This window comes from Microbacterium tenebrionis, assembly GCF_903645325.1.
Taxonomy (GTDB): domain Bacteria; phylum Actinomycetota; class Actinomycetes; order Actinomycetales; family Microbacteriaceae; genus Microbacterium; species Microbacterium tenebrionis.
The window spans coordinates 63,376-88,483 of record NZ_CAHJXQ010000007.1; the positions used below are offsets into that span (position 1 = coordinate 63,376).

A 25,108-nucleotide genomic window follows, 5' to 3' on the forward strand; every position below is an offset into this window, starting at 1 on the left:
CTCAGCGGCGGAGCAGCTTCTTCCAGCGGCGCTGCACCATGACGGGCACGGGCTGGGTGACCACGGCATCCACGTTCAGGGAGCTGTTGTCGGGGCCGACGATCGCGATCGGCGTCGTCAGCGTCGGCTCGAGCGGATCCACGGGCATCTTCGCCAGCGCCCGATGCGCGCGCACGTATGCGGGGATGAGGATCACGACCGCGCCGACCCAGGCGAGCGGATTGCTCATCGCGACGCCGGCGAATCCGAGAACAGCTCCGAGCACGACGGCAGCGGCCACGCGGGCGAACAGCTCGACGACACCCGTGATGGTCGGGATCATCGCCTGACCGAGTCCCTGCAGCGCGCCGCGCAGCACGAACAGCACGCCGAGCAGGGCGTAGGTGGATCCGTTGATGATGAGCATGAGGTGCGCGAGCTCGACGACCTCGTCGGCACCGTCGCCGACGAACAGCCGCACCAGGTGCGTGCCGAAGGCGATGAGCACGATGCCGAGCACGAGCGAGGCGACGATGGCCATCCACGTCGCCTGCACGACGCCGGAGCGGATGCGGTCGGGCCGCCGGCCGCCGAAGTTCTGCGCCACGTACATCGACACCGCGAGGCCTAGGGAGGCCAGCAGCGCCGTCGCGAGGCTGTCGACCCTGGATGCCGCGGTGTACGCCGCGATCGCCTCGGCGCCGAGGACGTTCAGGGCGACCTGCACGACGAGCGTGCCGATCGCGATGATCGAGGCCTGGAACCCCATCGGGAGGCCCAGCCGCAGGTGGTCGGCGATGTCGTCGCGGGTGACGCGCCAGTCCTCGCGCCGAATGTGAAGCATCGGCATCCGGCGGCGGACGAACTCCAGGCACAGCAGCACCGAGACGGCCTGCGCGACGACGGTCGCGAGCGCCGCGCCGGCCACACCCCATCCGACGGGACCGACGAGCACGATGACGAGCACGACGTTGAGCCCGCACGCGATCGTGAGGAACACCAGCGGCGTCTTCGAGTCGCCGATCGCACGGATGATCGCCGAGAGGTAGTTGAAGAACATCGTCGCCCCGCCGCCGAGGAAGCTCACCTGCGTGAACAGCGTCGCCTCGGCGAGCAGCTCAGGCGGTGTCTGCATGAGCACGAGCACGGGCTCGGCCAGCAGCGGGCCGCCGATCGTGATGACGATGCTGGCGGCGGCCGAGAGCAGGGTGCCCGTGGCGACGGATCGCCGCACGCCCGCGGCATCCTTCGCCCCGAACGCCTGCGCCGTCGGGATCGCGAAACCGCTCGTCATGCCCCAGGCGAATCCGAGGAGCAGGAACAGGAGACTCCCCGTCGCGCCGACGGCGGCGAGCGAGTTCACGCCGAGCTCGCGCCCGACCACCACCGTGTCGACGACCTGGTAGAGCTGCTGGACGACGTTGCCGATCAGCAGAGGGACGGCGAAGGTCAGGATGACGCGCCAGGGACGGCCTGTGGTGAGGGAGGTTGCCATGCGGGGGAAGCGGCTTCCGGAGACGAGGATCGGGGCAGACGGCTCGCCGGGGTGCGGCGAGCGCCCAGTCTATCGAATCGATTCGGACGATCGAAGACCCACACGGCGGTGAACGCAGCGAGCCGGGCCCGCCTCAGAGACCGGCCGGTCTCAGAGGTCGCTGTGCACGCCGACGATGCGCGGCGTCGCCAGCACCGGTGCCGGCGCGGACGACGGTGCCGCTGCTGCGGAGGAGGCCATCGGTTCCGGCTTCGGTCGCCGCTCGAAGGCCTGCACGATGGACCGTGCGACGGCGCCGAGCACGAGCGCGACGACGAGGCCGCCCGCGGCCACGATCGCGGGAACCCACTGCCCGGAGAAACCGGATGCAAGGCTGAGCAGCGCGCCGCCGATCCACGCCGCGGATGCTCCGCCGGCTACGCCGGCGGCCCCCATCGCAAGTGCGATCAGGGCGACGATCGCGCAGATCAGGGCGATGCCCGCCCCCGCGATTCCGACCCACAGGAAAAGCTCTGAAAGATCCCTGATCAGCCCGATCGATGACATTGTGACCCCCCGGTCGCCTTCGTGTTTCCCACGGTACGCAGGCCCGCCGGCATCCGCATCCATCGGAAGGATGATGTTACGCAAACGCCACCCGGACGTACCTCGAGGGCCATGATGGAGGGGTGGCCGTTCCTCTCTCCGAACTGACGCGGATGCCGGATCCGCAACTCGTCTACGCCGCCGACGGAACCCGCCTGGCGACCTACACCTGGGGAGAGCTCGATGCCCCGGTTGTGGTGATCGTGCACGGGTTCGCGTCCAACGTGCGCGACAACTGGGTCCTCACCGGCTGGGTCCGGGAGCTCAACAGGGCCGGGTACCGCGTGCTCGCCCTCGACCAGCGCGGGCACGGCAACAGTGACAAGCCGCACGAGCCGGATGCCTATGCCATCCGCACTCTGGTGTCGGACGTCGAGACGGTCATGGACACCTATCTCGTCGAGGACGCGTTCTATGTCGGCTACTCGCTCGGCGCTCGCGTCGGCTGGGAGGTCGTGCGTGATCTTCCGCAGCGCATCGAGCGTGCCGTGCTCGGCGGCGTGCCCGACGGCATCCCTCTGGAGCGGCTCGACCTCGACCAGGTGCGCGCGTATGCAGACGACGGCACACCCGTGACGGATCAGGCGACCCAGGACTACATCGCCCTCACCGAACGCGTTCCCGGCAACGATCTGCGCTCGCTCGTCGCCCTCGCCGAGGGGATGAGGCGAACCCGCACGGTCGACCCCGACCCGGCCAATGCCCCGACCCGTCCCATCCTGTTCGCGACGGGCACGGAGGACGCCATCATCGAGGGCTCCCGCGCGCTGGCCGAGGCCGCACCGAACGGGACGTTCTTCGAGATCCCCGGGCGCCACCACTTCAACGCGCCCGGCTCGCGGGCGTTCAAGGATGCCGCGCTGGAGTTCCTCGCGGGTTCCTGAGCGGCGACGCCGAAGCGCCGGGGCTCAGGCCTCGCGCTTGGGCAGCACCCACCCGGCGCGCGGGAAGTGGCAGGTGTAGCCGTTCGGGATGCGCAGCAGGTAGTCCTGGTGCTCGGGCTCGGCCTCCCAGAACGGGCCCTCGGGCTCGATCGTCGTGACGGCTTTGCCGGGCCACAGGCCCGAGGCATCCACGTCGGCGATCGTGTCGCGGGCGACCTGCTCCTGCTCGGGGCTCAGCGGGAAGATCGCCGAGCGGTAACTGGAGCCGATGTCGTTGCCCTGTCGGTTCAGCGTCGACGGGTCGTGGATCTGGAAGAAGAACGCCAGGATGTCGCGGTATGTCGTCTTCGTCGGGTCGAACACGATCTCGACGGCCTCGGCGTGGCCGGGGTGATTGCGGTAGGTCGGGTGGTCGTTCGAACCGCCGGTGTAGCCGACGCGGGTGTCCAGGACTCCGGGCTGGCGGCGGATGAGGTCTTCCATGCCCCAGAAGCAGCCGCCCGCGAGGACAGCGGTCTCGGTGCCGGGTGTGCGGGTGATGGTGCCGGTGTCGGTCATGTGGACTCCTTTTCGCCCTTCCAGTCTGACGCAGGATCGCGGGGCGGGAGCCGTTCTGGACGAACCCTCAGGAACCGCGTGCGGTATGCGTTTCGTCGGTTTCGAGGCGCTCAGAACCGACCGAAAGCATCCGGCCTGTGCGGGAGGCACAAGAAACACGAGGGCGGATGCCGGGGCGCATAGCTTCGTCACCATGACTGAGAACCCGATCACCGACGCTCTCGTCCTCATCACCGGCGGCGCCCGCGGCATGGGCGAACTCTACGCACGCCGCGCGGTCGCCGCGCACGCGCGCGCCGTCGCGCTGTGGGACATCGATGAGGATGCCGTCACCGCTCTGGCCGCCGACCTCTCCCGATCCGGAGTGGAGGTGCGCGGCTACCGCGTCGACGTGTCGCAGCGCGAGGAGATCGCCGCCGGCATCGAGAAGCTTCGGGCGGATCTCGGCTCCCCCGACGTCGTCATCAACAACGCCGGCATCGTGCGCGGCGCGCCGTTCTGGGAGCACGACCCGGTCGCGCACATCGAGGCGACCATGCGCATCAACACCCTGGCGGCGATGTGGCTGACCCGTGAGGTTCTGCCCGAGATGATCGCGGATGCTTCGCGCCCCAAGCGCATCCTGAACATCGCGTCCGCCGCCGGAACTCTGGCGAACCCGAACATGAGCGTGTACGCGGCATCCAAGTGGGCGATGATCGGCTGGAGCGAGTCGCTCCGGCTGGAACTGGAGTCTCACCGGCATCGGCACATCGCGGTCACGACATTCTGCCCGAGCTACGTCTCGACCGGCATGTTCGAAGGAGCGCGAGGGCCGCTGCTGACGCCGATCCTCACCCCTCAGACCGCGACGGCCGCGGCCTGGAACGGGATGCTGCACGGGACGCCGCTCGTGCTGCGGCCGTGGACCGTGAAGCTGTCGATGGCGCTCCGCGGCATCCTGCCGACCGGGGCGTGGGACTTCCTGGCCCGGCACGTGTTCAAGGTGTACTCGTCGATGGACCACTTCACCGGACGCGGGTGACATCGCCGCCGCGTGTCCCGGCAGTAGAGTTGCTTCCCTGAGACCCACGAGGGGGACACATGTCGGTTGGTCTGCTCGCCGTCGTCGACGACATCCTGAGCGCGGCGATGAAGGCGTCGGCCAAGGCGGCCGGCGTCGTGATCGACGACGCCGCCGTCACCCCGCAGTACGTGCAGGGCATCACTCCGGCGCGCGAACTGCCCGTCGTCGCGAAGATCACGCTCGGGTCGCTGGCGAACAAGTTCATCATCATCATCCCGATCGCCCTGCTGCTGACCGCGTTCGCTCCGTGGGTGCTGCCGTTCCTGCTCATCCTCGGCGGAACATACCTCTGCTTCGAGGGCGCCGAGAAGGTGCTGGAGTGGTTCGGGTTCCTCCACGGACACGACGACGAGGGCGCGCGCAACGAGAACAAGCTCGTGTTGGGTGCGATCCGCACCGACCTGATCCTGTCGACCGAGATCATGCTCATCTCGCTGTCGAACCTCGAGGGCGGGCTGAGCATCTGGATGACGCTCGGAATCCTCGCCGTGATCGCCGCGATCATGACCCTCGTCGTCTACGGTGCCGTGGCGCTGCTGGTGAAGATCGACGACATCGGACTGAAGATGGCCAAGAGCGACTCGCAGCGCGTGCGTCACACCGGAACGCGTCTGGTGCGCTCGATGCCTGCGGTGTTCCGCGTGATCAGCGTGATCGGAACCGTCGCGATGCTGTGGGTCGGCGGGCACCTGCTGCTCGCGAACCTCGGCGAGGTCGGATTGCACTTCTTCAGCGACCTGCTGCACGGCATCCACGACTTCCTCGCGCCCGCCGGTGCCGTGATCGCGTGGATCGGCGAGACCTTCGTCTCGGCCCTGGCGGGTCTCGTCGTCGGTCTCATCGTCGTCGGCGTCGTCATGCTGATCGGGCGGATGCTGGGCAAGAAGCCCTCGTTCACCGAGGGCGGCGAGTCGCCGGCCAACGTCGTCGCGCACTGAGCTCCGCGATGGACGTGCTGCACTGGCTGGTCGACGCCTTCAATTCGCAGTGGGTGCTCCCCGGCGGGCAGAAACTCCTCATCCGCGAGGTCGTCGGCAACCTGTTCGGGCTCGCCAGTGCACTCGGCGGCATGCGCCGCAAGGTGTGGGCGTGGCCGGTCGGCATCGTCGGCAATCTGCTGCTGCTGACGGTGTTCCTCGGCAGCATCCTCAGCCCTGAGCACGACCTGCCGCACCTGCTCGGGCAGGCCGGACGGCAGGTCATGTTCATCGCGGTCGCCGTGTACGGCTGGATCCGCTGGCGGCAGGCGGCATCCGGCACCGGGCAGGTGACACCGCGCTGGGCGCCGAACAGTGCGCGCATAGGACTCGTGCTCGTGCTCGTCATCGGCACGATCGCCCTCACTCCCCTGTTCCGGCTTCTCGGCTCGTACGAGCCGGTGTGGGCGGATGCCTGGACCTTCGTCGGGTCGCTCCTGGCGACCTACGGCATGGCGAAGGGCTGGACGGAGTTCTGGCTCATCTGGATCGCCGTCGACGTCGTCGGCGTGCCGCTCCTGTTCAGCGCCGGCTACTACGCGACCGGCCTCATGTACGTCTTCTACGGCGCGTTCACCGCCGTCGGCTTCGTCGTGTGGTGGCGGGCGCAGGCGAACGCCAAGCCGCACATCGAGACGATCATGCCCGACCCGCGCATAGGCGGCGCAGACGAGAATGAGGACTGATGTTCGACAGCCCGCTCTCCGCCTCCGCGTATGAGGTGCTCGGTGTCGACCCCACCGCGACGGCTGACGAGATCAGGAAGGCGTTCCGGCTCCGCCTGCGCCAGACCCACCCGGATGCCGGCGGCGACGCCGCGGCGTTCATCCAGGTGCAGCGGGCGTGGGAGCTCGTCGGCACTCCCGAGGCCCGGTCCCTCTACGACCGCGGGCACGGATTCGGCACGGCATCCGGCGCGTCAACGCCCGAGCACGACTGGAGCGGCTGGCGAGCACCGGCCCCTCGCACGGACACGCGCCCCAAGGCCCGCGCTTACGGGCATCCCGGTGGCTGGCGCCGCGAGCGCTATCTCTCCCTGATGCGCGAATGGGCCGGCCGCGGCGTCGACCTCGACGACCCCTACGACCCGGCGCTGGTGCGCTCGGCGCCGCTCGAGATCCGGCGTCTGCTGGCGGACGCCCTCGCCGAGGAGGCCACGGCAGGCACGGTGTCCGACCTCGGCATGGGGTTCACGGTCTGGCACGACGTCGCCACGGGCACCGACCCGCGCGAGAAGCTCGACCACGTCGTGCTCAGCCCGTCGGGGCTGTACGGGGTGATGTCGGAGGACTTCGCCGAGACCGCCCGGTTCCGACGCGGCGAGATCATCGGCCAGAACGTCGACGGCCGCGCTCCGGTGGCCAGCCTCCTCGCCCGCGTGCGCGTGATCGCCCGGGCGGCGAAGGTGCGCTTCGGCGGGGCGATCATCGTGCTGCCCGACGACGACCTCGAGCAGGCCGTCACCGCGCTCGGCAAGGTGCGCGGCATCCCCGTCGTCGTCGTGCGTCGCAGCACGCTCGGCATGGTCCTGCGGCAGGGCGTTCCCGGTGCGCGCGACATCGGCGGCAACGAGCTGTTCGACGTGCGCACTCGCCTGCAGCAGACGGTGCGCTTCGTCTGAGGTCCCAGGCCCGGGCTCACTCCGCGTCGGAGCGGAACAGCCCTCGCAGCACGAGGTAGACGATCACCGCGACGACGGCGACGATCGCGAGCTTCGCGATGAACCACAGCACGGAGAACAGCACCCCGACCAGCCACCAGGCGACGATGACAGCGACGATCACGCCGACGATGGTCCACAGGGAATTCTTGTTCACGGCTCAAGCCTACGCACCGGCGCCGGTTAGCATTCAGGAATGACTGACGAAGCGACCTCCGACGTATCCATCGGCGGCGAGATGATCCGCCTCGGCCAGTTCCTGAAGTTCTCGGGACTGCTCGACTCCGGCGGCGACGCCAAGGAGGTCATCATCGACGGATACGTCACCGTGAACGGTGACGAGGAGCGCCGCCGCGGGCGCCAGCTCCGCGACGGCGACCTCGTCTCATTCGAGGGCCGGACGGTCCGCGTCCGGCCGTGACTCCCGCCCGAGCCGCGAGAATTGCTCTCTGCGGCGAGACGGATGCTGGCACGGCGCAGGCGGCCGGGCCGACGTTCGCAGGCGAGCCTGCGCCGCACCGGCTCGGCGCGGTACCCCGTCGTGCCCGGCGCCGAGTACGCTCGCCGTGTGGATGCCGCCGACCCGCTGCCCGATCGCCCTGCCCCCGACAACCCGCAAGGCAAGCTCGTGCTGCTGCGCCACGGCGAGACCGAGTGGTCACGAACCGGGCGGCACACCGGCCGCACCGATGTTCCGCTGACCGAGCACGGCGAGGAGCTGGCGCGGGCGGCCGGCGAGCTCGTGCGCGGATACGATTTCCGGCTCGTGCTCACCTCTCCCCTGCAGCGCGCGCGCCGCACAGCGGAACTCGCGGGCCTCGACGCCGAGATCGATCCGCAGCTGATCGAATGGGACTACGGCGGGTACGAGGGCCGCACGACCCAGGACATCCGCGCCGAGCTCGGCTACAACTGGTCGGCGTTCACGCACGGCGTGATCCGCGGCGAGACCCCCGGCGAGACCGTGGAAGAGGTCGCCGCCCGGGCATCACGCGTGCTGACCCGCGTTCTCCCGGCGATGGTCGACGGAGACGTCGCCCTCGTCGCGCACGGACACTATCTGCGCATCCTCGCCGCGGTGTTCCTGCGGCAGGCGCCGCGGTTCGGCGCATCCATCACCTTCGGCGCCGGTTCCGTCTCAGTGCTCGGATACGACCGCGAGCAGCCGGCGATCCTGGCGTGGAACCACGGTCCGCAGCTGCCGCTCGAGCCGCCGCGGTCATGACGCGGCGCGGCGCCCGCACTCGCAGAGTTCTGGGGCTGACGGCGTCGGTGGTCTCGGGCACGATGGAGGCATGACCGACGGGTACGACTCCGAGTTCCTGGCCACCTCCGTCCCGCTCCCCCGACCGCGCGGCGTTTTGCGCGACCTCGCCTACCCGCGGTTCTCGGTGCTGCTCGACCCCGCGCGCCGGTTCGCCGCCGTCACCGCGGTGAACATCGACGGAGCGCAGTTGCGCGAGGTGCCGCGCTCGGGCGACTGGCGTCTGGATTCACGGGTGGATGCCGATGAGCAGGCCGGCCCCGACGTGTACTCCCGCAACGATCTCGACCGCGGCCACCTCGTGCGCCGCCGCGACCCCGGGTGGGGCACGGCCGACGAGGCGCGGGATGCCACCGAGGCGACGTTCTTCTACCCGAACGCCGCACCGCAGGCCGCCGGGTTCAACCAGTCGAAGGAGCTGTGGCTCGGACTCGAGGACCATGTCCTCGCCTATGCCGAGGCGACCGATCAGCGCGTCTCGGTGTTCACGGCTCCGGTGCTCGCGGACGACGATCCGCCGTATCGCGGCGTCCGGGTGCCGCTGCGTTTCTGGAAGGTGGCGGCCTGGGAAGGGTCTGCCGGGTTGGCAGCGGCCGGATTCGTGCTGGATCAGACCGAGCTCGTCGACACCTCTCAGGGTGTTCTCGCCGTGCCGCCGCTGGGAGCCTTCCGGACGTTCCAGGTTCCGATCGGCGACATCGCCGAGATCACCGGGGTCGACTTCGGCGCCCTCGCCGAGGCGGATTCGCTGCGCGTGCGCGGCGTGCGTCCGGGTGACTGGCGGGTGCTCGACGGCACCGCCGACATCGTGCTCTGAGCCCGCAGTCAGATCGCCATCGCGTACTCGCCGAACCCCATCGCGATCAGCAGCGACAGCACGGCGAGGACGAGGACGACCGGGGTCATCGTGTACCGCTCCGGCTTGCTGCGCGAGATCGCGTTCATGACGATGCCGATCGCGAAGTACGCGAAGACGATCCACATGGCGACCTGCGCGACGGCATCCGGCAGCAGCGACGTGATGCCGGCCCGCTCCCACGCGATGAACGCGATCAGGGCGTAGATGACGATCGAGACGGCGCTGCCGATGCGCAGGTTGCGCGGCAGCACCCGATGCTGACCTCCCCAGGCGAAGCGCCCCCAGGGCGCACCGGCGGCGAGCGCGGTCTGGAACACCGCGAGCAGGGCGAGGATCACTGTCAGGGCGAGCGCGAAGGGCACGGCTACACGGTAGCGGTCCTGGGTAGGCGGGAGGAAGCCGCTACTCGCGCGGCCGCAGCCGGACCCCCGGCAGCGCGGGCGCCGGCAGCGGCTTCGGCTGGTCGGGCGGGAACTCTCCGAAGAGGGCTCGCTTGCCGACATCCTGCGGGTCGGTGGGCTCGAAGCCGAGCTCGGCCTGGTACCGGCGGCGGAACTCAACGATCTCGTCGTGATCGCGCCCGACGAAGTTCCACCACATGACGATCTGCTCGCCGAGCGGGACGCCGCCGAGCAGGATGATGCGGGCACCGGCATCCGATGCTGTGATCTCGATCGTGTCGGACCCGGGCGGCACGTAGGCGAGTGAGCGGTGGGCGACGGCCGCGCCGTTCACCGTGACGTCGTCGCTCTCGGCGAGCACGGCGAGCTCGAAGTCGGCGCGCACCGGCAGCCGCACGACGGCGCCGGGGTCGAGGATCAGCTCGGCGCCCAGCAGATCGGGTGTCCGGGTGTCGACGGGAGAGACAGAATCCAGGAGCGAGCCGATGAAGACCCGCACGGTCGCACCGGGAATCTGCACCGGCTCCGGCTCGTAGTGGGCGAACGCGTTCTCGCCGAACCGGGTCGCGTCCGGCATCGCGTACCAGAGCTGCACGCCGTGCAGGGTGGTGGTCGCGGGGTCGCTGAGCTCCTGGTGCGTGATGCCGCGGCCGGCGATCATGAGGTTGAGCTCCCCGGGGACGACTGCGGCCGCGTTACCCCCGGAGTCGAGGTGGTCGATCCGTCCGCTGAACAGCCACGAGACCGTGGCGAGACCGGTGTGCGGATGCCGCGGTACCTGCATCCCGCCCGTCTCCGACACGTCGTCGGGCCCGTAGTGATCGAGGAAGCACCAGGCGCCGACGAGTGAGCGCTGCTTCTGCGGCAGGGTGCGGTAGACGGTCATGGCGCGCGGCCCGCCGAGCGGCACCAGGCGCGGCTCGAGCACCTCGGTGTCCGTGCACAGCTCGCCGGCGTCCAGGACCTCGACGTCGGGCGACCGCTCGAGGTTCGTCATCGCACGAGTTTCCCGTCGGCATCACGCGGACGCACCGGATGCTCGCTGAGGATGGAGATCCGGTTGAAGGCGTTGATCGTCACGGCCACCCACTCGGCGGCGACGAAGGTCTCATCGCCGAGTACGGAGCGGGCGCCGAACAGATCGGCCTCGGACTCTTCGCTCAGTGGCAGCACCGTAGCCGCCTCCGCGATCGCGAGCACAGCCTTCTCGCGCTCATCGAACAGGTCGGTCTCGCGCCAGCCGGGCAGCAGATCGAGCTTCTGCTGCGGGATGCCGGCATGGCGGGCCTCGCGCGCGTGCAGGTCCATGCAGAAGGCGCACTGGTTGATCTGGGAGGCGCGCACCTTGATGAGCTCGGACTCCTGAATGCTCAATCCGCCCTTCTCCGCCGCCTCGCGGACCGCCGTCGAGAAGGTCGACGCAGCCTTCCAGGCGTCGGGCATGGTCTTGTCGAGGAACGGTCGCATGGATTCTCCGATCATCGGAAGGGTCGTCAGGAGGGATGCTCTGGCTCGATCGTATCGAGCCGGTCGCGGTCGTGCGCCGGGTCGTTCGCCCGGTCAGCCGCCCGGTGTCAGCGACGGGATGCCGACGAGCTCGCGGAGACGGTCGGCGTCGACGTTCGCTCCGAACGCCGGGTTTCCGGGCTCGAGCCGGGTGCCCTCGGCGAGGTCGCCGACGACCACGGGGTCGAACCCGAGGGCGTCGACGATCTCCGCCGCCGTCTCGAGGTCGTCGGGTAGGTCACCCGCGATCGCGATCGCCTTGCGGCCGGGCTGACCGACGGGTCTCGCCTCGTCCTCGAGGTCGTGGTAGCCCATGTCGTTCAGCGCCTTGACGATCCGCGACTCGGGCACGAGCTGCTGGACGAAGACGCTCGACGACAGGGCGCCGGGCAGGATCTGTTCGCGGGGACCGTCGACCTCCCACCAGTGGTTCATCGTGTCGATCACGAGCTTGCCTAGGAGGTGCTCCACGGGGTGCGTGCGGTGCTTGCCGAGCGGGAGGGCTGATCGATGGCGTCGGGCTGCATCTGACGGTCGAGCCGGATCACCCGGAGGACGCCGTCACACTGATCGAGGCGCACCTCGATGGTCTTGCCCACCCCGCTGCGGCGGCCGCTACCTGACGGTCACGCCCCCGCGCCGACGAACTCGATGCGACACGTGTGCGTACCCACCGAGGCGATCACAGCCGCGTCTTGGCGAGCATGGTGGCGAGGTCGGTCATGGACGCCTCCGTTCTTCGCCAGCAGCGCACCCACGCGCGTGTTCGTTCCCGTCACTGGATTGTCAGGTCCGTTCGACATGGAGATCGACGCCGTCGCCTACCGCGACATCACGCCCGATCCAGGCATCGCGGTCGACTAGTTGAAGTCGCCGCCCCCGCCGCCGCTGTCGGAGACACCACTAGTTTGTCCGTAGATATGGCGATTCGAGCGATTCCGCCAACAGTTTGTCGGCTTTCTCCGCCAACTAGATTGTCCGACCTGCATAAGTCGTTCGACCGGTCCCACGGAGCAACCCTCGAAACAAGGCCGCGGCCCCATCCTCTGGACCCGTCCCCTCTGCACGGCATGCGTTACAGCGCTGCCTGGTCTGCGTCAGCGCGACCTGAGCTCACGGCTCGCCATCCCTGCCATTTCACGCTGAGGCCCGCCCTCCAACCCGCGCCCCATGGGAGGAGGCCGGCCTCCCTCTTCGCCCGTTGCCACTCAAGCTTGAGCATGGCCTGAAAGTGCGCGACCAACTCCCGTCCTGCATCAGGCGAAGGCGCCGAGACGTACTGGTTGAGTAGGTCGACGGCTTCTTGGTCCTTATAGGGATTCAGGCGGAGTACGATCGCGTTTCGCATTCGTTCGCGTTCGCGCACGTCTTCTTCGCCGACGAATGCTGGGACCAGTTCGCGCAATGCCAGTCGCCAGTTCTGCCTCTCCTCGATCACCGCCTTGTGCTTGATGTTCCGTGCGACACCCCAAATGCTGACGATTGCACTCGTGAGGGCTGCGATCAACGCGACGATTCCAACGGTCAGCCAGTAGTCACTCAAGCGGCCGCCTACATGTTCAAGCGGATGAATCTGCGCGGGTTGAGGCTATCGAATCGCTCGCGCCTCAAGCTCGGTTACCTCGTGCTGATAGTCAGCCCCTCCGTCTGTTCCAACCGGGAGGTATCCCACGGGCTCTCGTAGCTCTTCGATACAAGAGTGAGGCTTGTCAGTCGTGAGAGGTGTTCGAGTGGGCTGACGTCGCGCACGAGATTCGAGTTCTCCCGCAGGACGAGCGATTCGAGCCGCGTGAGATTCGCCAAGGAATCTAGATCTTCGTACTCATGCGCAAGCTTGCAGTTCTTAAGCTCAAGGTGCGTCAGCCCGTGGAACTGGCCAACGTCGCGGAGTAGGCGCCAGCCTTCGCATGTGTCGATGACCAGCGTGTGAAGTCGAGGCAGGCCGGCCAGCGTCTCGAGGTCGTGCAGGTGCGTCGGTCCGTCCCCAATCCACTCTCCCTCGATCTCGAGACGCTCCAACCGGGCGAGCGTGGAGAGAGGTTTCAGGTCCGGCATGGTGGCGGAGGAAATGCGGAGTGTCTCGAGATGATCGAGGTGTGAGATGGCATCAAGCGCGTTCGTTCCGTATAGATCCCCGGCCACCTCGAGTTCGACCAGTCCTCTGGTCAGCGAGATGGCATCCCAGTTGGCAAAGCTGGTGTACCCGTCTCCCTGTATCAGCTTCACCTTTCTCAGGGTGGAGAGGCTGCTCAAGGGGCCGAGGTCCAGGGCTCCTCCCTCGTACTTGTAGGGGTCCAGGCGAACACCGGTGAGTTCAAGTTGCGCAAGCTGACCGAGGTTTGAAAGGGCTTCGAGGTCGGCGACACCCGACACGTCGCGAAGGGTAAGTGATTTTAGCGTCGACAGGTTCCCGATCTTGCGAAGGCCGCGGATGTGCATTCGGTCAAACCAGAGACCCTCGAGCCTACTGAGCTTGGCGAGCGCCGAAAGATCTTCGAGGTCCCCGGTGGAGTAGAGCACTAATTCCCGTAGCTGTCGGACATTCGATATGCCGCTGAGGTCGGTAAACCAACCCATGTGACCGACTTCAAGCTTCGCAAGTCCGGTCAATCCGGATATGGAGTCGAACTCCAGCGCGTCCGACATTGAGGTGAGTTCGAGTCGAGCGAGGCGTTCGAGGCCTGCCAATGGACGAAAGTCCTTGACGTTCGCGAGATGGGCGAGCGCGAGGTGCTGTAGCCCATCGAGCGTGGCGATGGCATCGATGCTTGAGATGCCCTTGCCCCCGCGAATCTCTAGGCGGCGGAGGTTGGCAAGCCCCGCAATGGGGCTCAGGTCGACTTCATCGTCAATCGGGTTCAGACTCAGCGCATCGATGTTCGTCGCGTACTGCATTCCCTCCAGGTTGAGCTCACGTCGCTGATTTCGGTACGTGCTGATGTAGAGATCCCCGGTCAGCGACTCCATCTGTTCGGCTGTGATGGTGCTCCGCTCATCCCAAGGCGTGTGGAGCCTTTCCCAGACGATGTTTGCCAGGAACTCATCGGATACCACGCCGAAGGCGTGCCGCCCGTGTCGGTACCCCGAGTCGCGTCGTTGTTGCTCACGACGCTGCAGGAGCGCGCGCAGGTGGTCAACGCGCGATTTCGCGTCCGCTAGGGCGGCCGACCTGCGGGCCTCTTCGCGATCGAGCGCGTCCTGGATACGCCTTCGCTTCGCTTCACGTTTCGCGAGTTCTTGCTCCCGCTCCAGCTCAGCTTCGCGGCGCTCCTGCTCTTCACGTCGGTTCTTACTGGCCTTGCTTGCAACTACCGACACGACGACGGTCACCGCGATGGTGAAGATGAACCGCCCCCCTGCATACTCCATATCCCCAGTGCCCGGATTGGGGAAGATCTGGTAGCTGAGAAAGAGGGCAACGAAGAATGCGGCGATGCCAGCGAGTGCAGCCATTAGTGGGACTCCGACTGCTCAAGTGTCTTGAGAGGAGTGGGGCAGTCCTGCGCGGAGGTGGTCAGCTCCATCATCTTCTGCGCGTATGTCCCGCCATCGATCTCACCGACGTCGTACCGGCGCATCAGCTCATCGACCTGCGCCTGCAGTACTGCCCAGTCCATCCGTACCTCCCAGTTGCTACTCAGCGACGTTTCGACCACCCACCTAACTGGCGGCCGGAGTGAATCCGTGTGTGGCTCTCGAACTACGAGTCCATCTCGTCTTCAGCCTCGCACCAGTGATCGCCATCGTGCCCGACCTCCAGACGGCAGTGCACTCCTCCGTACTTGTGCCGACCGTGCGGGAAGTACAGCGCATCGCACCAGTTGCTCGAATCACTCACGGGCATCTCCCGACTGGCTTCCCGCTGCGGGCGCGGCGGAGGGCGCCGAGGGACCTTGCGTGGTTGCTTGTGGTCCGGCGTTCGGCATGCCGGATGGCGTGACGGCTGGCGCTGGTACGCTCCCTCGGAGCGGAGCCGCACTCCGCTCCACGATTTGAGTGTTCCGATCCGCCATCATCACTCCGTTCATTCAACGGTGCGGGCGCGGAGGCAGCCGGCCCGGTCGCGGGCATGCCTGCGGGCACGCTCGCCGCGGCGGGGCGCGTCCTCGCGATTGGCGATGCACTCTCCTTGAGAGTCGACCTGTCAGGCTCGTTGCTCACGATGCTCCAATCATCCGGCTACTTCGACTTCGACTTGTTCGTCGTCGTCCACGAGCGAGTGAACGAAATCGTATCCGAGCTTGGGGCGCTTGTTCTTGCCGGGGTTCGTCGCCGCACGCCCGTGGGCCCGCCACCCGCCGCCGGCGGGGATGCGGCCGAGTTTCTTCACATCCATATGGACCAGCTCGCCCGGATGATCTCGCTCATACCTCGTGGTGGTCTTCTTCGACGCACGCACCTGTTCCCCCGTCATCGGATCGAGATCCCACAGTGGTGGCATCCCGTGGCGGGCGAGGATCCGTGACACCGTCCGAGGCGCCACATCCAACCGATGGGCGATCTCGTCCCTGCTGAGGCGTTCCGCACGCCGCAGCGCCACAACCGCGTTCTCCACGGTCGCGGACGTCTTCGTGGGCATCGTCACAGGCCGTGACGAGCGGTCCTCCAAGCCCGCGTCTCCCTCGGTCCGATACCGGTCGATCCATCGTTGAACACACCTGCGGGACACGCCCATCGACGCCGCGATATGCGCCTGGGGCCACCCCTGCCGAGACCGCTCAATGATCAACCGCCGACCGTGAACAGTCAGACGGGCATTACGGTGGGACACGAGAACCTCCGTGGTCGTCAAGACGTCAGATATCTCCACTAAGCCCGGAGGTTCTCCCCTCCCGCAACCCCACCACCGCCACCAACCTCATGGCCGGGTACACCTAGATTGTCCAAACCACCAGTCGGGACAATCTACGTGAGGCTAAGACAATCTAGTCAGTCACCCGTCAGCCGTGTGGGTTCCCGCTCGAGATGGCATGAACCCCTCGCGATTCCACGGTAGTTGGCAACGGTTTCAGGGCCAGGATTCCACGCGAAATGGCATTTTCCTACAGTTGGTCCGACTCAACTCAGATGCCCGCTTGCGGCAGGCAGATCGACCTAGAGTGTGTTAACGAGTGAGCAGCCGCGCCGTTCAGAGGCGAGGGCGATCGCCGACGGGGCGGCTCACTCTTCTCCTCATCCCGGTGTTGCTCAGCGCGACCGGCGTCCTCGATCTCCGCATTCCTTGGCCGTGGCTCCATGGCGAGTCCGCGGGGGATCGTCCGGTCGAGCACTCACCCCTGAGAGCCCTGTCAAGGTGAGCTGGACCGGGACAGCCGCTGGAGTGCTCTATCTCGCGTGGCTGGCGTCCGCAACCCTGCGCCCCGGCGGCAACGGGCTATTCGAGACACAATCCCACGCGCGCGACTCCCGGTCGAAGCTGTTCCGGATGGGGCTCGTCACCAACCTGCTCAACCCCAAGGCCGCTGTCATGTAACTCGCGATCATCCCGCAGTTCATAGATCACGGGCAGGGAAACACGACCGCTCAGGGATTCGTTCTCGGCGGAGTTCAGATCATCGTCAGGATGATCGTCAACTCCCTCATCGTGCTGGGCGCCGGCACAATCTCCGGATTCGTGTCGACGCGACTCACATGGATCCGGCACCCCGCTCGGCGCAGTGGCGGTCACGCTGGCCAGAGAGGTCCCGCAATGCATCTCGCCCCTGAACCGGGCGATCATGCTGCAGGACCTCCGTGAGACGCCGCTCAGATAGACCGTCCTCCGGAAGCTCGACGAGTACGAATGACCCTTTCTGAAGGGATTGAACAGGACTGTTGTTCTGCACAGATTCTGCTAGGTAGAGTGGGATTCCATCCGACGGAACCCGCCGTCGGTGAACAAAGGAGTTCCAGAATGCGCATCGTCTTGGTTCATGGAGGTTGGCAGGGTGGTTGGGCGTGGGACGGCGTTGTCGCTGAGCTCACGAAGGCAGGCCACGAGGTATGGGCCCCAACCTTGCAGGGTCACGGTGACAACGACGACCGTGCAGGTGTCACGCTCTCGACCATGGCGGACAATCTCATCGGCCGGATCGCCGACAAGGGGTGGGACCGGTTCGTCGTAGTCGGCCACAGTGGCGGCGGCCCGCTCATCCAACTCGTAGCTGAGGCGATGCCGGAGCAGGTGGAGCAGGCGATCTTCATCGACGCGTGGGTACTCGCCGACGGCGAGTCGATCAATGCGATCCTCCCCGCCGAGTTGGCGAATTTCGCCCGTGGCACAGCCGCGTCCTCGCCCGACCAGAGCGTGCCGATCCCGCCGCAGCTATTCATGACGGCTTTCTTGCAGGACGGATCGGAGGAGCTTCACGCGCAGGTCGAGCCTCGTCTGGTGCCGTCGCCTGGCGGTTGGCTCGACGAGCCGATCCGTCTTCGGACGGCCGGCACCGGTGACGTGCCGAGCGGCTACATCTTCCTGCAAGAGGATCGGGCTGTGCCGCAGGAGTTGTACCGCGCATCAGCAGACCGGCTCACGAACCCCACGACCGCGAGCTCGCCGGGGAGCCACCAGGCAATGTTGACGCGCCCTGTGGAACTGGCAGCAGCCATCGTCTCCGTCATGTCGTGACGACGTTTCGCTCTTTCGCGACTTCCGCTGGGACCGTCGCTTACGCCGAATGGCTGCCCGGCGGCCCCGCCCGTGCGACGGTGCTGCTCGTTCACGGCGGGGGGGGGGCCCGGTGGCTGGAGTCGAGCGATCGGCGGGCGACCCGGGTGGGCGCCCCGTCTCGCCGAGGCCGGATACCGCGCGGTCGTGATGACGTGGCCTGGGTTGTCGGCTGGCGGCGCATGGGACCCCGACACGCCGCTGGATGGGGCGGCGGTCGCCGGCGCGATCGTGGAGCTAATCGCTGCGCTCGGCGGCCCGGTTGTCCTCGTGGTCCACTCCATGTCCGCCGCTTTCGGCTATCGGGTCGCTTTCCACCATCGGGATTCACTGATCGCCCTAGTCGCGCTGGCGCCCGCTCCCCCCGGGGATATCCAGCCCGAGCCCGCCGTGCTGGAAGAGGACGCCGATCACATCGTCGTCCAGGGACGCCCGCTCACCTGGAGGCTTCCCCGTCGCGGCTGGTGGCATCCCGGACCAGAGTTCATCGAGGCGAAGCTGGTCGGTGCGAGCGAGCAGTTCCCACCCGGTCACCTGGACGAGCTCCGTTCACAGCTGGTGCCAATCCCAGCCGGGCTCCTCCTCGAGCGGCAGAACGTCCGCGGTGCGCAGGTCCACATCGGCGACAGGGAGTTGGACGGCCTACCGACCCTCGTGATGGTCGGTACCCACGACACCGATCATCCGATCGAGTCGGACCGCGCGACTGCAGACTGGCTCGCCGAGCGGGGCGGCGATGTCAGGTTCGTCGCGTTGACGGCAGCGAACGTGGCTGGCAACGGCCACATGCTGATGCAGGAGTCGAACAGCGATGCGGTGCTCAACCTGGTGACGGAGTGGCTCGGTCCAAATGTACGCCCGCGGCGGTGAGGATGGTGCAGTTGATCGCGACCCGGGCTCCGGACATCTGTGATGGCCTGACTACAGCAGGAGCCGTTGCTCAGCAAGTTCCTGCAGCAGGAATCGCCAGAGATGCCCGTCGTTGAATGCGTCACCCAGGTCGGGCAGGTCGGCGAGGTCGTTGTCATCGATCGGTATAGGCTCGGCCCCTGCCTGCAGAACGGCGAGGTGCACGCGAGCGAGGCTGTCGACATTGATCGCGCGGATGACGGCCTGCGGGACGCTCTCGCCGACGGCCGTGAGGCCGTGACCGCGCAGGATGCCGACCGGCCGCGTGCCGAAATCGTCCGCCATGGCCGTCGCGCGTGCGTGGTTGCGGATCAGCGCAGACGAGGGGTGCGCGGGGATGCCGTCGCGCGCCATCCGCATAGCGGGGATGTTGAAGGCACCGACAATCGGTAGCAGTGTCCGTCCGGTTAGCGAGAACGCGACGACAGCCGGCGGATGCGCGTGGACGACGGATCGGGCCGCAGGATTGCGGCGCAGCAGCTCAAGATGCAGAGACAGCTCGTTCGGCGCCCGGTACCCGCCGGCGAGCTCGAACGATCCCTCGAGGGGCACGGCGAGGATGTCGTCGGCGGTGGTGAAACGCAGCCCTCGCTCCTGCGGTCCGCGGGCTCGGATGAGGACGGTGTCGTCGTCGACCCGCAGGCTGACGTGCCCGAGGATGTCGTCCACGAGCCCCCGGACCGCGAGCACGCGGCAAGCATTGGCGACGAGCATGCGTTCGTCGACGTAGTCGTTCATCATCCACTTCTCCTTCGAGGCGTGATCTCCGATTGCGAATTCCTGGAAAATCTAGCAGAATCAGATTCTGTCTTAAAGAAAACCGGTCTCGACCGACATCATCTTCAAGGCGCGGAATAGGACTCTGACATCAGGAAGCAGCGGCCCAATGGCGAGCAAGACGACGATCTTCGAGGACGTGCGGCGCGGCATGATCCCGGCGCACATCTATAACGACGAGGAGATCTTCGAGCAGGAGAAGAGCAAGCTCTTCAGCCGCGCGTGGATTTTCGTCGGACATGAATCCGAGATCCCTCAGCCCGGTGACTACGTGGTGCGGCATGTGCTCGACGACTCGTTTATCGTCGTGCGCGACGAGAGTGGTGAGATTCGGGCGCACTTCAACATGTGCCTGCACCGCGGGATGCAGGTATGCCGCGCCGAGGTCGGCAACGCCTCCCACTTCCGTTGCCCCTACCACGGGTGGTCATACCGCAACGACGGCCGGATTATGGGCCTCCCGTTCCACGAGGAGGCCTACGGGGGTGAGGCAGGGTTCAACAAGAAGGGTGCACGACTGCTCCCGGCGCCGAACCTGGACACATACAACGGTCTGATCTTCATCAGCATGGACCCGAACGCGCCGACCCTGCGGGAATACATCGGCGACTTCGCGTTCTACCTCGACTACTACACCGGGCAGAGCGCCAAGGGCATCGAGCTGCGTGGCCCGCAGCGGTGGCGCGTCAACGCGAACTGGAAGATCGGCGCCGAGAACTTCGCCGGCGACATGTATCACACGCCCCAGACCCACACCTCGGTCGTCGAGATCGGGTTGTTCCGTGAGCCGAAGGCGGAGAAGCGCAAGGACGGCAACACGTACTGGGCCGGCAACGGCGGCGGCACGACCTACAAGCTCCCGCCGGGCAGCCTCGAGGAGCGGCTGCGCTACGTCGGATATCCCGACGCGATGATCGAGCGGATGAAGGAGCAATGGTCGCCTGAGCAGCTCGATGTGATTGGCCGTGACGGGTTTATGATCTCAGCGGCATCGCTCTTCCCGAACATGAGTTTCGTGCACAACTGGCCGAAGGTGGAGGACGGGGACGACGTGCTGCCCTTCATCTCGATCCGTTCGTGGCAGCCCATTAGCGAGAACGAGACGGAGGTCTACTCCTGGTTCGCGGTCGATGCCGAGGCGCCGGAGGAGTTCAAGGAGCTCTCGTACAAGGCCTACCTTATGTGCTTCGGTAGCACGGGAATGTTCGAGCAGGACGATGTCGAGAACTGGGTCTCGCTGACCACGACTGCCAAGGGTTCGATGGCTCGACGGCTCCTGCTCAACAGTCGGATGGGGACTCTCAAAGACGACACTCCGGTCGTCGCTGCGCTGACGCCTGAACAGTTCGCCGGTCCAGGCGTCGCGCACGTTGGTTACGGCGAGTACAACCAGCGTCATCTGCTCGATCGTTGGGCCGACTACCTCGACACCGATGACGAAGTCGAGGTGCAGGTCGCGAGCATCGGTACAGGCATCACCAACAACGGGGAGGCACCCGCATGATGAACACCGAGACCGGTGTCCAGATTTCCGGGCAATCGCCTCTCGGCGCCCACGCCACGCGCGCCGATCGAGTCGGGCGGTCCCTACTGTTCTCCGACGAACTGCATCTCGAGGCGCATCGTTGGTTGATTGAAGAGGCTTACACCCTCGACGAGCAACGGTACGAGCACTGGCTTGAGACGCTTACAGAGGATATTCACTACATCATGCCGGTGCGTCAGACGACGGCTCTCGGGTCTTCCTTCACGACGGCGAGGGGGATGTCGCACTGGGACGAGAATAAGTACTCGCTCAGCCGCCGGGTCGCGCGATTCCTGACTGAACACGCTTGGACGGAGGACCCTCCCTCACGCCTGCGTCACTACGTGACGAACGTGCGCGTGTTCCTGTCCTCGGTCGAGGACGAGCTCATCGTCGACTCCGCCGTCCTGCTGTTCCGCAGCCGGGGAGACGTCAACGAGCCGTCAATCATCTCCGCTCACCGCGAGGACGTATTGCGTCGCGTCGGTGACGACCTGCAGTTGGCACGTCGGGTGATCATGGTGGACGAGTCGGTGCTCCGCACCCAGAACCTGGCGATCTTCCTGTGAGCGGCCTCGACTGGGAGGGTGCCGACGTCGATCGTGATGCCGCGGCGGCTGCGGCGGCGGAGCGCGAGCGTCTTGTCGCCCGCACCGTCGGAGAGCCGCTCGTCATCGCCAACGAGTTTTCGGAGATCGAAGTGCGCCGCGTGGAAACTCACAACGGCACGAGGCTACTGATCGACGCCCCGAAAACTGGCCAGTGGATCGCGATCGACCCCATGGAACTCGAGGCCCTGACCTGGCAGACCACGCAGACGTTCTCCGAGATGATCGCGCGGCCTGACCAGCCGATGTTTCCCGAAATGCGACCGCAGTAGAAAAGGAGAGACCGATGGCACGGATCATCGCCGACCGCAGCGCCTGCCAGGGCTACGCCAATTGCGTTGTCGCCGCGGGCGACTACTTCGACCTAGATGACGACGCCCTAGTGATCGTTCTGCGCGAGGACCTGCCCGACAGTGACCGCAAGCGAGTAGAGGAGGCGGCGCGCAGCTGCCCCGTCTCCGCCTTGGTTGTGGAGGACTGACGTGTCCCGGGTCGTCATCGTCGGCGCCTCTGTTGGTGGGCTCAAGACCGCCCAAGCTCTTCGAAGCGAGGGGTTCGAGGGCGAGATCGTCCTGATTGACCAGGAGCGCCATCCCACCTACGACAAACCTCCGCTCTCGAAGAAGTACCTCACCGGTGAGACGGCGCGACACGAGATCGAACTTCTTTCCGAGCACGAGACGCGGGGGATCGGAGCCATCTCGATCTTCGGCACGCCCGCGGCATCCGTCGACCTCGAAGGCCAGGTTGTGACGCTCGCGGACGGTGCAGCTGTCTCATACGACACACTCGTGATCGCCACCGGGTCACGCGCCCGTCGCTCTCCGTGGGGTGAAGGTGAGCATATTCACTTGCTGCGTACCAGCGGCGATGCCGAGCGCTTGCGGGATGAGCTGGCCACAGCGAGGCACCTTGTGGTCATCGGCGCAGGCTTCATCGGGGGGGAGGCTGCCGCGACCGCGATCACGGCGGGCGTGCGGGTCAGCATGGTTGACCCGTTCCCGGCGCCGATGTCGCGGGTGCTCAATGCCGAAGTCGGCCAGATCTTCAGCCGCAAGTATGCGCATGAGGGCGTCGAGGAGTACTTCGGAAGGACAGTCGAAGGCGTCGAACAGACGGCAGACGGGGTGCGCGTGGTGCTCGATGGCGGCGAGATCATCGAGGCCGATGCAGCTCTCGTCGGTATCGGAGCTGTGGTCAACACGGAGTGGCTCGAGGGTTCCGGCATCGAACTCGACAACGGGGTGATCTGCGACTCTGGGCTGCGGGCCATCGGGCATCCTGAGATCTTTGCCGTCGGCGATATCGCACGTTGGGCGAGTGCGTCGCGCAACGTCTCGCTGCGCCTCGAACATTGGACCAATGCCGTTGATCAGGCTCGCGTCGTCGCACACAACATCGTCCACCCTGATGATTGCGAGGACTACGACACGACCGAGTATGTCTGGAGCGACCAGTACGACTGGAAGATCCAGGTGGTCGGGCGCACCGGCGCCGACGACATCGTCATCATCGGGTCCGAGGAGGACCAGCGCTTCGCCGTGCTCTACTCGGAGAGTGGCGACTCGCTGACCGGCGCGCTCGTCGTCAACTGGCCGCGGGCGCTCGTTAGCACGCGGCGAGCGGTGGCTACGAGAACCGATCGAGCCGAGGTCGCGGCGCGCCTGAGCGGCGACGGCGCGCGGTCGGTCACGCCCGCGGTCTGAGGATGGTCCCCGTGACCACAAGAGGATACGATTTCTGTTGTGCAGAAATCGCCCGGCGACGGTGTAGCGCCCCAATACCCGATCGAGTCAGTGGACAACGCACTGCGGTTGCTCCTCCTTCTTGGCGAGCGTACGGAGGAGGTAAGGCTGACCGACGTCAGCGCCGAACTCGGGGTGGCGTCTTCGACGGCGCACCGCATCCTCGCAATGCTCATCTGGCGCGGATTTGCCCGTCAGGATCCGCGCACGAAGACCTACGGTCCGGGTCCGACACTCACGAGCGTGGCCTTCTCGATTTTCCGGCGCATGGATCTTCCGCGCCTGGCGCAGCCGATCCTCGAGGATCTCAGTTCCTCGATGGGCGAGACGAGCCATCTCGGCATCCTCGAAGGCGCGAACGTCCGCTTCATCGCGGCGTCCGAGCCGGCGGCGGCAGTCCGCGTCGCCTCACGCCTTGGACGGGAGATCCCGGCGTACGCGACCTCGACCGGCAAGGCGATGCTTGCCAGCCTGCCGACAGAACAGCTCGGGCGCTTGTTTCCAACGGACTCACTCCCCGCGGTGACCTCGCATACCGTTCAGTCCCTTGCGGACCTCGAGAAGGAACTCGAAACCGTTCGGCGCCAGGGCTACTCGACGAACCGCGAGGAGAGCGAGGACGGTGTGGCATCGGTCGCAGTCTCGGTCGCGAACTCAGCAGGCATCAATCTCGCCATCAACCTCGCTGCCCCAGTCCATCGTCTTCCGGTCTCGAAAGTCGCGACCTTCGGGCGAGCACTCAAGGACGCCTCGATGCGGTTGAGCGAGGCGTTGGGCTAATCACGGGGGTGCTCCAGTGAACCCCGCCCCGATCCCGCTCCTCCACGGACACTCGATTCCGCGTCTGGGTCTCGGCACGTGGCCGCTCAAGGGCGACGCGGTGCACGAGATGGTCGCGCTGGCGCTCGACATCGGCTATCGACTGATCGACACGTCTCACAAGTACCTCAACGAGGCCCCGGTTGGCGCGGCGATCCGAGAGAGCGGGATCGCTCGCGAGGAGATCTTCGTCACCAGCAAGTTCAACAAGGAGAATCACAGCGTAGATGGTGTCCAGCGCGCCTATGACGAGAGCCTCAGACGGACCGGGCTCGACTACCTCGATCTATTCCTCATTCACTGGCCAGTGCCTTGGCTCGACACCTACGTTGCGGCCTGGCGGGGTCTTGTAAGACTCGTCGAGCAGGGGCGGGTCGGGGCGATCGGCGTCTCAAACTTCAAACGACCACATCTGGAACGGATCGTCGCCGCTACCGGACGCGTGCCCGACGTCAACCAGATCCAACTGAGTGCCGACCTGGCGCGCGACGATATCCGTGATCTGCACAAGCGGTGGGGCATCGTGACCGAGGCCTGGAGTCCGCTCGGGCGCGGCGGCCCCTTGCTCACACATCCCGTCGTGGTAGACATCGCAGACCGGGTCGGTCGCACCCCCGCGCAGGTGTTGTTGCGGTGGCATGTGCAGCACAACATCGTCCCGATTCCGCGCGCGGACGACCCCAGACAGCTGCGGGAGAACGCGCAGATCTTCGATTTCAACCTCACTCACGACGACCTTGCGGAGCTGAGGAACCTCGATCGCGGTGAATCAGCGGCACGAGATTCCGACTCAAAAGAGAACGGACATTAGCGCGTTTCTCCCTGACTCGATCGCGTTTCAAGTT

At 66.4% G+C, this 25,108-nt stretch carries 31 protein-coding genes and 2 pseudogenes; 20 read left to right on the forward strand and 13 right to left on the reverse strand.

Features of this window, described 5'->3' with window-relative positions:
- Window position 1 precedes the first annotated feature (1 nt).
- Window positions 2-1,474, reverse strand: coding sequence for an MATE family efflux transporter (locus tag HWX58_RS10835; protein WP_175987671.1), 1,473 nt, complete (start codon window positions 1,472-1,474; stop codon window positions 2-4).
- A 150-nt stretch (window positions 1,475-1,624) separates the two neighbouring features.
- Complete coding sequence (locus HWX58_RS10840) at window positions 1,625-2,020, reverse strand: hypothetical protein (protein WP_175987673.1); 396 nt, start codon at window positions 2,018-2,020, stop codon at window positions 1,625-1,627.
- Window positions 2,021-2,142: 122 nt separating this feature from the next.
- Between HWX58_RS10840 and HWX58_RS10845 the strand changes: the two genes are divergently transcribed.
- Window positions 2,143-2,943: an alpha/beta fold hydrolase gene (locus HWX58_RS10845; protein ID WP_175987675.1), complete on the forward strand. Its 801-nt coding sequence runs from the start codon at window positions 2,143-2,145 to the stop codon at window positions 2,941-2,943.
- Window positions 2,944-2,967: 24 nt separating this feature from the next.
- Here HWX58_RS10845 and msrA read toward each other — a convergent pair whose 3' ends face one another.
- Window positions 2,968-3,501, reverse strand: a complete 534-nt coding sequence (gene msrA, locus HWX58_RS10850) for a peptide-methionine (S)-S-oxide reductase MsrA (RefSeq protein ID WP_175987677.1) — start codon at window positions 3,499-3,501, stop codon at window positions 2,968-2,970.
- 193 nt (window positions 3,502-3,694) lie between these two features.
- Here msrA and HWX58_RS10855 point away from each other — a divergent pair, with 193 nt between their 5' ends.
- From HWX58_RS10855 to HWX58_RS10870, 4 genes are read left to right on the forward strand one after another with little or no spacing between them, the layout of a single operon-like run.
- Window positions 3,695-4,525 (forward strand): SDR family NAD(P)-dependent oxidoreductase, encoded by an 831-nt coding sequence (locus tag HWX58_RS10855; protein WP_175987679.1) that lies wholly within the window; start codon window positions 3,695-3,697, stop codon window positions 4,523-4,525.
- Window positions 4,526-4,584: 59 nt separating this feature from the next.
- On the forward strand, window positions 4,585-5,505 hold the full coding sequence (locus HWX58_RS10860) for a DUF808 family protein (protein WP_175987681.1): 921 nt from the start codon (window positions 4,585-4,587) through the stop codon (window positions 5,503-5,505).
- Window positions 5,506-5,513: 8 nt separating this feature from the next.
- Window positions 5,514-6,230: a nicotinamide riboside transporter PnuC gene (pnuC, locus tag HWX58_RS10865; protein ID WP_175987684.1), complete on the forward strand. Its 717-nt coding sequence runs from the start codon at window positions 5,514-5,516 to the stop codon at window positions 6,228-6,230.
- On the forward strand, window positions 6,230-7,165 hold the full coding sequence (locus HWX58_RS10870) for a J domain-containing protein (protein ID WP_175987686.1): 936 nt from the start codon (window positions 6,230-6,232) through the stop codon (window positions 7,163-7,165). The genes pnuC and HWX58_RS10870 overlap by 1 nt, the downstream gene beginning before the upstream one ends.
- Window positions 7,166-7,181: 16 nt before the next feature.
- Here HWX58_RS10870 and HWX58_RS10875 read toward each other — a convergent pair whose 3' ends face one another.
- The gene (locus HWX58_RS10875) at window positions 7,182-7,361 is read right to left on the reverse strand and encodes a hypothetical protein (protein WP_175987688.1); all 180 of its coding nucleotides are present in this window, start codon (window positions 7,359-7,361) and stop codon (window positions 7,182-7,184) included.
- 39 nt (window positions 7,362-7,400) lie between these two features.
- On the opposite strand from HWX58_RS10875, the gene HWX58_RS10880 reads away from it, so the two are divergent.
- The 3 genes from HWX58_RS10880 (at window position 7,401) to HWX58_RS10890 (ending at window position 9,285) form a co-directional block, all read left to right on the forward strand.
- Complete coding sequence (locus HWX58_RS10880) at window positions 7,401-7,625, forward strand: RNA-binding S4 domain-containing protein (protein ID WP_175987690.1); 225 nt, start codon at window positions 7,401-7,403, stop codon at window positions 7,623-7,625.
- A 42-nt stretch (window positions 7,626-7,667) separates the two neighbouring features.
- The gene (locus HWX58_RS10885) at window positions 7,668-8,429 is read left to right on the forward strand and encodes a histidine phosphatase family protein (RefSeq protein WP_175987692.1); all 762 of its coding nucleotides are present in this window, start codon (window positions 7,668-7,670) and stop codon (window positions 8,427-8,429) included.
- A gap of 70 nt (window positions 8,430-8,499) precedes the next feature.
- A complete protein-coding gene (locus tag HWX58_RS10890) occupies window positions 8,500-9,285 on the forward strand; it encodes a DNA/RNA non-specific endonuclease (protein ID WP_175987694.1) in 786 nt (261 codons plus the stop codon).
- An 8-nt stretch (window positions 9,286-9,293) separates the two neighbouring features.
- Here HWX58_RS10890 and HWX58_RS10895 read toward each other — a convergent pair whose 3' ends face one another.
- From HWX58_RS10895 to HWX58_RS10910, 4 genes are all read right to left on the reverse strand, one after another.
- The gene (locus HWX58_RS10895) at window positions 9,294-9,689 is read right to left on the reverse strand and encodes a hypothetical protein (protein ID WP_175987696.1); all 396 of its coding nucleotides are present in this window, start codon (window positions 9,687-9,689) and stop codon (window positions 9,294-9,296) included.
- A 40-nt stretch (window positions 9,690-9,729) separates the two neighbouring features.
- Window positions 9,730-10,725, reverse strand: coding sequence for a pirin family protein (locus tag HWX58_RS10900; protein ID WP_175987698.1), 996 nt, complete (start codon window positions 10,723-10,725; stop codon window positions 9,730-9,732).
- Complete coding sequence (locus tag HWX58_RS10905; RefSeq protein ID WP_175987700.1) at window positions 10,722-11,195, reverse strand: carboxymuconolactone decarboxylase family protein; 474 nt, start codon at window positions 11,193-11,195, stop codon at window positions 10,722-10,724. Before HWX58_RS10905 ends, HWX58_RS10900 begins: the two co-directional genes overlap by 4 nt.
- A 93-nt stretch (window positions 11,196-11,288) precedes the next feature.
- Window positions 11,289-11,705 (reverse strand): NADPH-dependent F420 reductase, encoded by a 417-nt coding sequence (locus HWX58_RS10910; protein WP_175987701.1) that lies wholly within the window; start codon window positions 11,703-11,705, stop codon window positions 11,289-11,291.
- Window positions 11,706-11,819: 114 nt separating this feature from the next.
- Between HWX58_RS10910 and HWX58_RS10915 the strand changes: the two genes are divergently transcribed.
- A complete protein-coding gene (locus HWX58_RS10915) occupies window positions 11,820-12,098 on the forward strand; it encodes a hypothetical protein (RefSeq protein ID WP_175987703.1) in 279 nt (92 codons plus the stop codon).
- 211 nt (window positions 12,099-12,309) lie between these two features.
- Here HWX58_RS10915 and HWX58_RS10920 read toward each other — a convergent pair whose 3' ends face one another.
- The 4 genes and pseudogenes from HWX58_RS10920 to HWX58_RS10935 all read right to left on the reverse strand — a co-directional run.
- Entirely contained in the window at window positions 12,310-12,777 is a 468-nt protein-coding gene (locus HWX58_RS10920; RefSeq protein ID WP_175987705.1) for a hypothetical protein, read from the reverse strand.
- A 74-nt stretch (window positions 12,778-12,851) separates the two neighbouring features.
- Window positions 12,852-14,687, reverse strand: coding sequence for a leucine-rich repeat domain-containing protein (locus tag HWX58_RS10925; RefSeq protein WP_175987707.1), 1,836 nt, complete (start codon window positions 14,685-14,687; stop codon window positions 12,852-12,854).
- On the reverse strand, window positions 14,687-14,851 hold the full coding sequence (locus HWX58_RS10930; protein WP_175987709.1) for a hypothetical protein: 165 nt from the start codon (window positions 14,849-14,851) through the stop codon (window positions 14,687-14,689). Before HWX58_RS10930 ends, HWX58_RS10925 begins: the two co-directional genes overlap by 1 nt.
- Window positions 14,852-15,438: 587 nt before the next feature.
- Window positions 15,439-16,005, reverse strand: a pseudogene (locus HWX58_RS10935) (helix-turn-helix domain-containing protein); the annotation flags it as partial.
- A 522-nt stretch (window positions 16,006-16,527) separates the two neighbouring features.
- Here HWX58_RS10935 and HWX58_RS14865 point away from each other — a divergent pair.
- From HWX58_RS14865 to HWX58_RS10950, 3 genes are all read left to right on the forward strand, one after another.
- Complete coding sequence (locus HWX58_RS14865) at window positions 16,528-16,707, forward strand: LysE family transporter (protein WP_005050722.1); 180 nt, start codon at window positions 16,528-16,530, stop codon at window positions 16,705-16,707.
- A 309-nt stretch (window positions 16,708-17,016) separates the two neighbouring features.
- The gene (locus HWX58_RS10945; RefSeq protein WP_250646196.1) at window positions 17,017-17,841 is read left to right on the forward strand and encodes an alpha/beta fold hydrolase; all 825 of its coding nucleotides are present in this window, start codon (window positions 17,017-17,019) and stop codon (window positions 17,839-17,841) included.
- A 72-nt stretch (window positions 17,842-17,913) separates the two neighbouring features.
- Window positions 17,914-18,750: an alpha/beta fold hydrolase gene (locus HWX58_RS10950; RefSeq protein WP_175987711.1), complete on the forward strand. Its 837-nt coding sequence runs from the start codon at window positions 17,914-17,916 to the stop codon at window positions 18,748-18,750.
- A 51-nt stretch (window positions 18,751-18,801) separates the two neighbouring features.
- On the opposite strand, the gene phtC is transcribed toward HWX58_RS10950, so the two are convergent.
- Window positions 18,802-19,530: a 3,4-dihydroxyphthalate decarboxylase gene (gene phtC, locus HWX58_RS10955; protein WP_138173429.1), complete on the reverse strand. Its 729-nt coding sequence runs from the start codon at window positions 19,528-19,530 to the stop codon at window positions 18,802-18,804.
- Window positions 19,531-19,675: 145 nt separating this feature from the next.
- Between phtC and HWX58_RS10960 the strand changes: the two genes are divergently transcribed.
- The 8 genes and pseudogenes from HWX58_RS10960 (at window position 19,676) to HWX58_RS10990 (ending at window position 25,074) form a co-directional block, all read left to right on the forward strand.
- The gene (locus tag HWX58_RS10960) at window positions 19,676-21,070 is read left to right on the forward strand and encodes an aromatic-ring-hydroxylating dioxygenase subunit alpha (protein ID WP_005050729.1); all 1,395 of its coding nucleotides are present in this window, start codon (window positions 19,676-19,678) and stop codon (window positions 21,068-21,070) included.
- Window positions 21,067-21,660, forward strand: coding sequence for a 3-phenylpropionate/cinnamic acid dioxygenase subunit beta (locus tag HWX58_RS10965; RefSeq protein ID WP_138173431.1), 594 nt, complete (start codon window positions 21,067-21,069; stop codon window positions 21,658-21,660). The genes HWX58_RS10960 and HWX58_RS10965 overlap by 4 nt, the downstream gene beginning before the upstream one ends.
- Window positions 21,657-21,971, forward strand: a complete 315-nt coding sequence (locus HWX58_RS10970) for a hypothetical protein (RefSeq protein ID WP_138173433.1) — start codon at window positions 21,657-21,659, stop codon at window positions 21,969-21,971. Before HWX58_RS10965 ends, HWX58_RS10970 begins: the two co-directional genes overlap by 4 nt.
- 14 nt (window positions 21,972-21,985) lie before the next feature.
- On the forward strand, window positions 21,986-22,180 hold the full coding sequence (locus HWX58_RS10975) for a ferredoxin (RefSeq protein ID WP_005050734.1): 195 nt from the start codon (window positions 21,986-21,988) through the stop codon (window positions 22,178-22,180).
- 1 nt (window position 22,181) lies between these two features.
- On the forward strand, window positions 22,182-23,405 hold the full coding sequence (locus tag HWX58_RS10980; protein ID WP_175987713.1) for an NAD(P)/FAD-dependent oxidoreductase: 1,224 nt from the start codon (window positions 22,182-22,184) through the stop codon (window positions 23,403-23,405).
- 90 nt (window positions 23,406-23,495) lie between these two features.
- Window positions 23,496-23,636, forward strand: a pseudogene (locus HWX58_RS15125) (helix-turn-helix domain-containing protein); the annotation flags it as partial.
- Between the two features lie 51 nt (window positions 23,637-23,687).
- A complete protein-coding gene (locus HWX58_RS10985) occupies window positions 23,688-24,224 on the forward strand; it encodes an IclR family transcriptional regulator (RefSeq protein WP_250646199.1) in 537 nt (178 codons plus the stop codon).
- 16 nt (window positions 24,225-24,240) lie between these two features.
- Window positions 24,241-25,074 carry an aldo/keto reductase gene (locus HWX58_RS10990; protein ID WP_138173439.1) on the forward strand — a complete coding sequence of 278 codons (834 nt, stop codon included), beginning with the start codon at window positions 24,241-24,243 and terminating at the stop codon, window positions 25,072-25,074.
- Window positions 25,075-25,108: the final 34 nt, after the last annotated feature.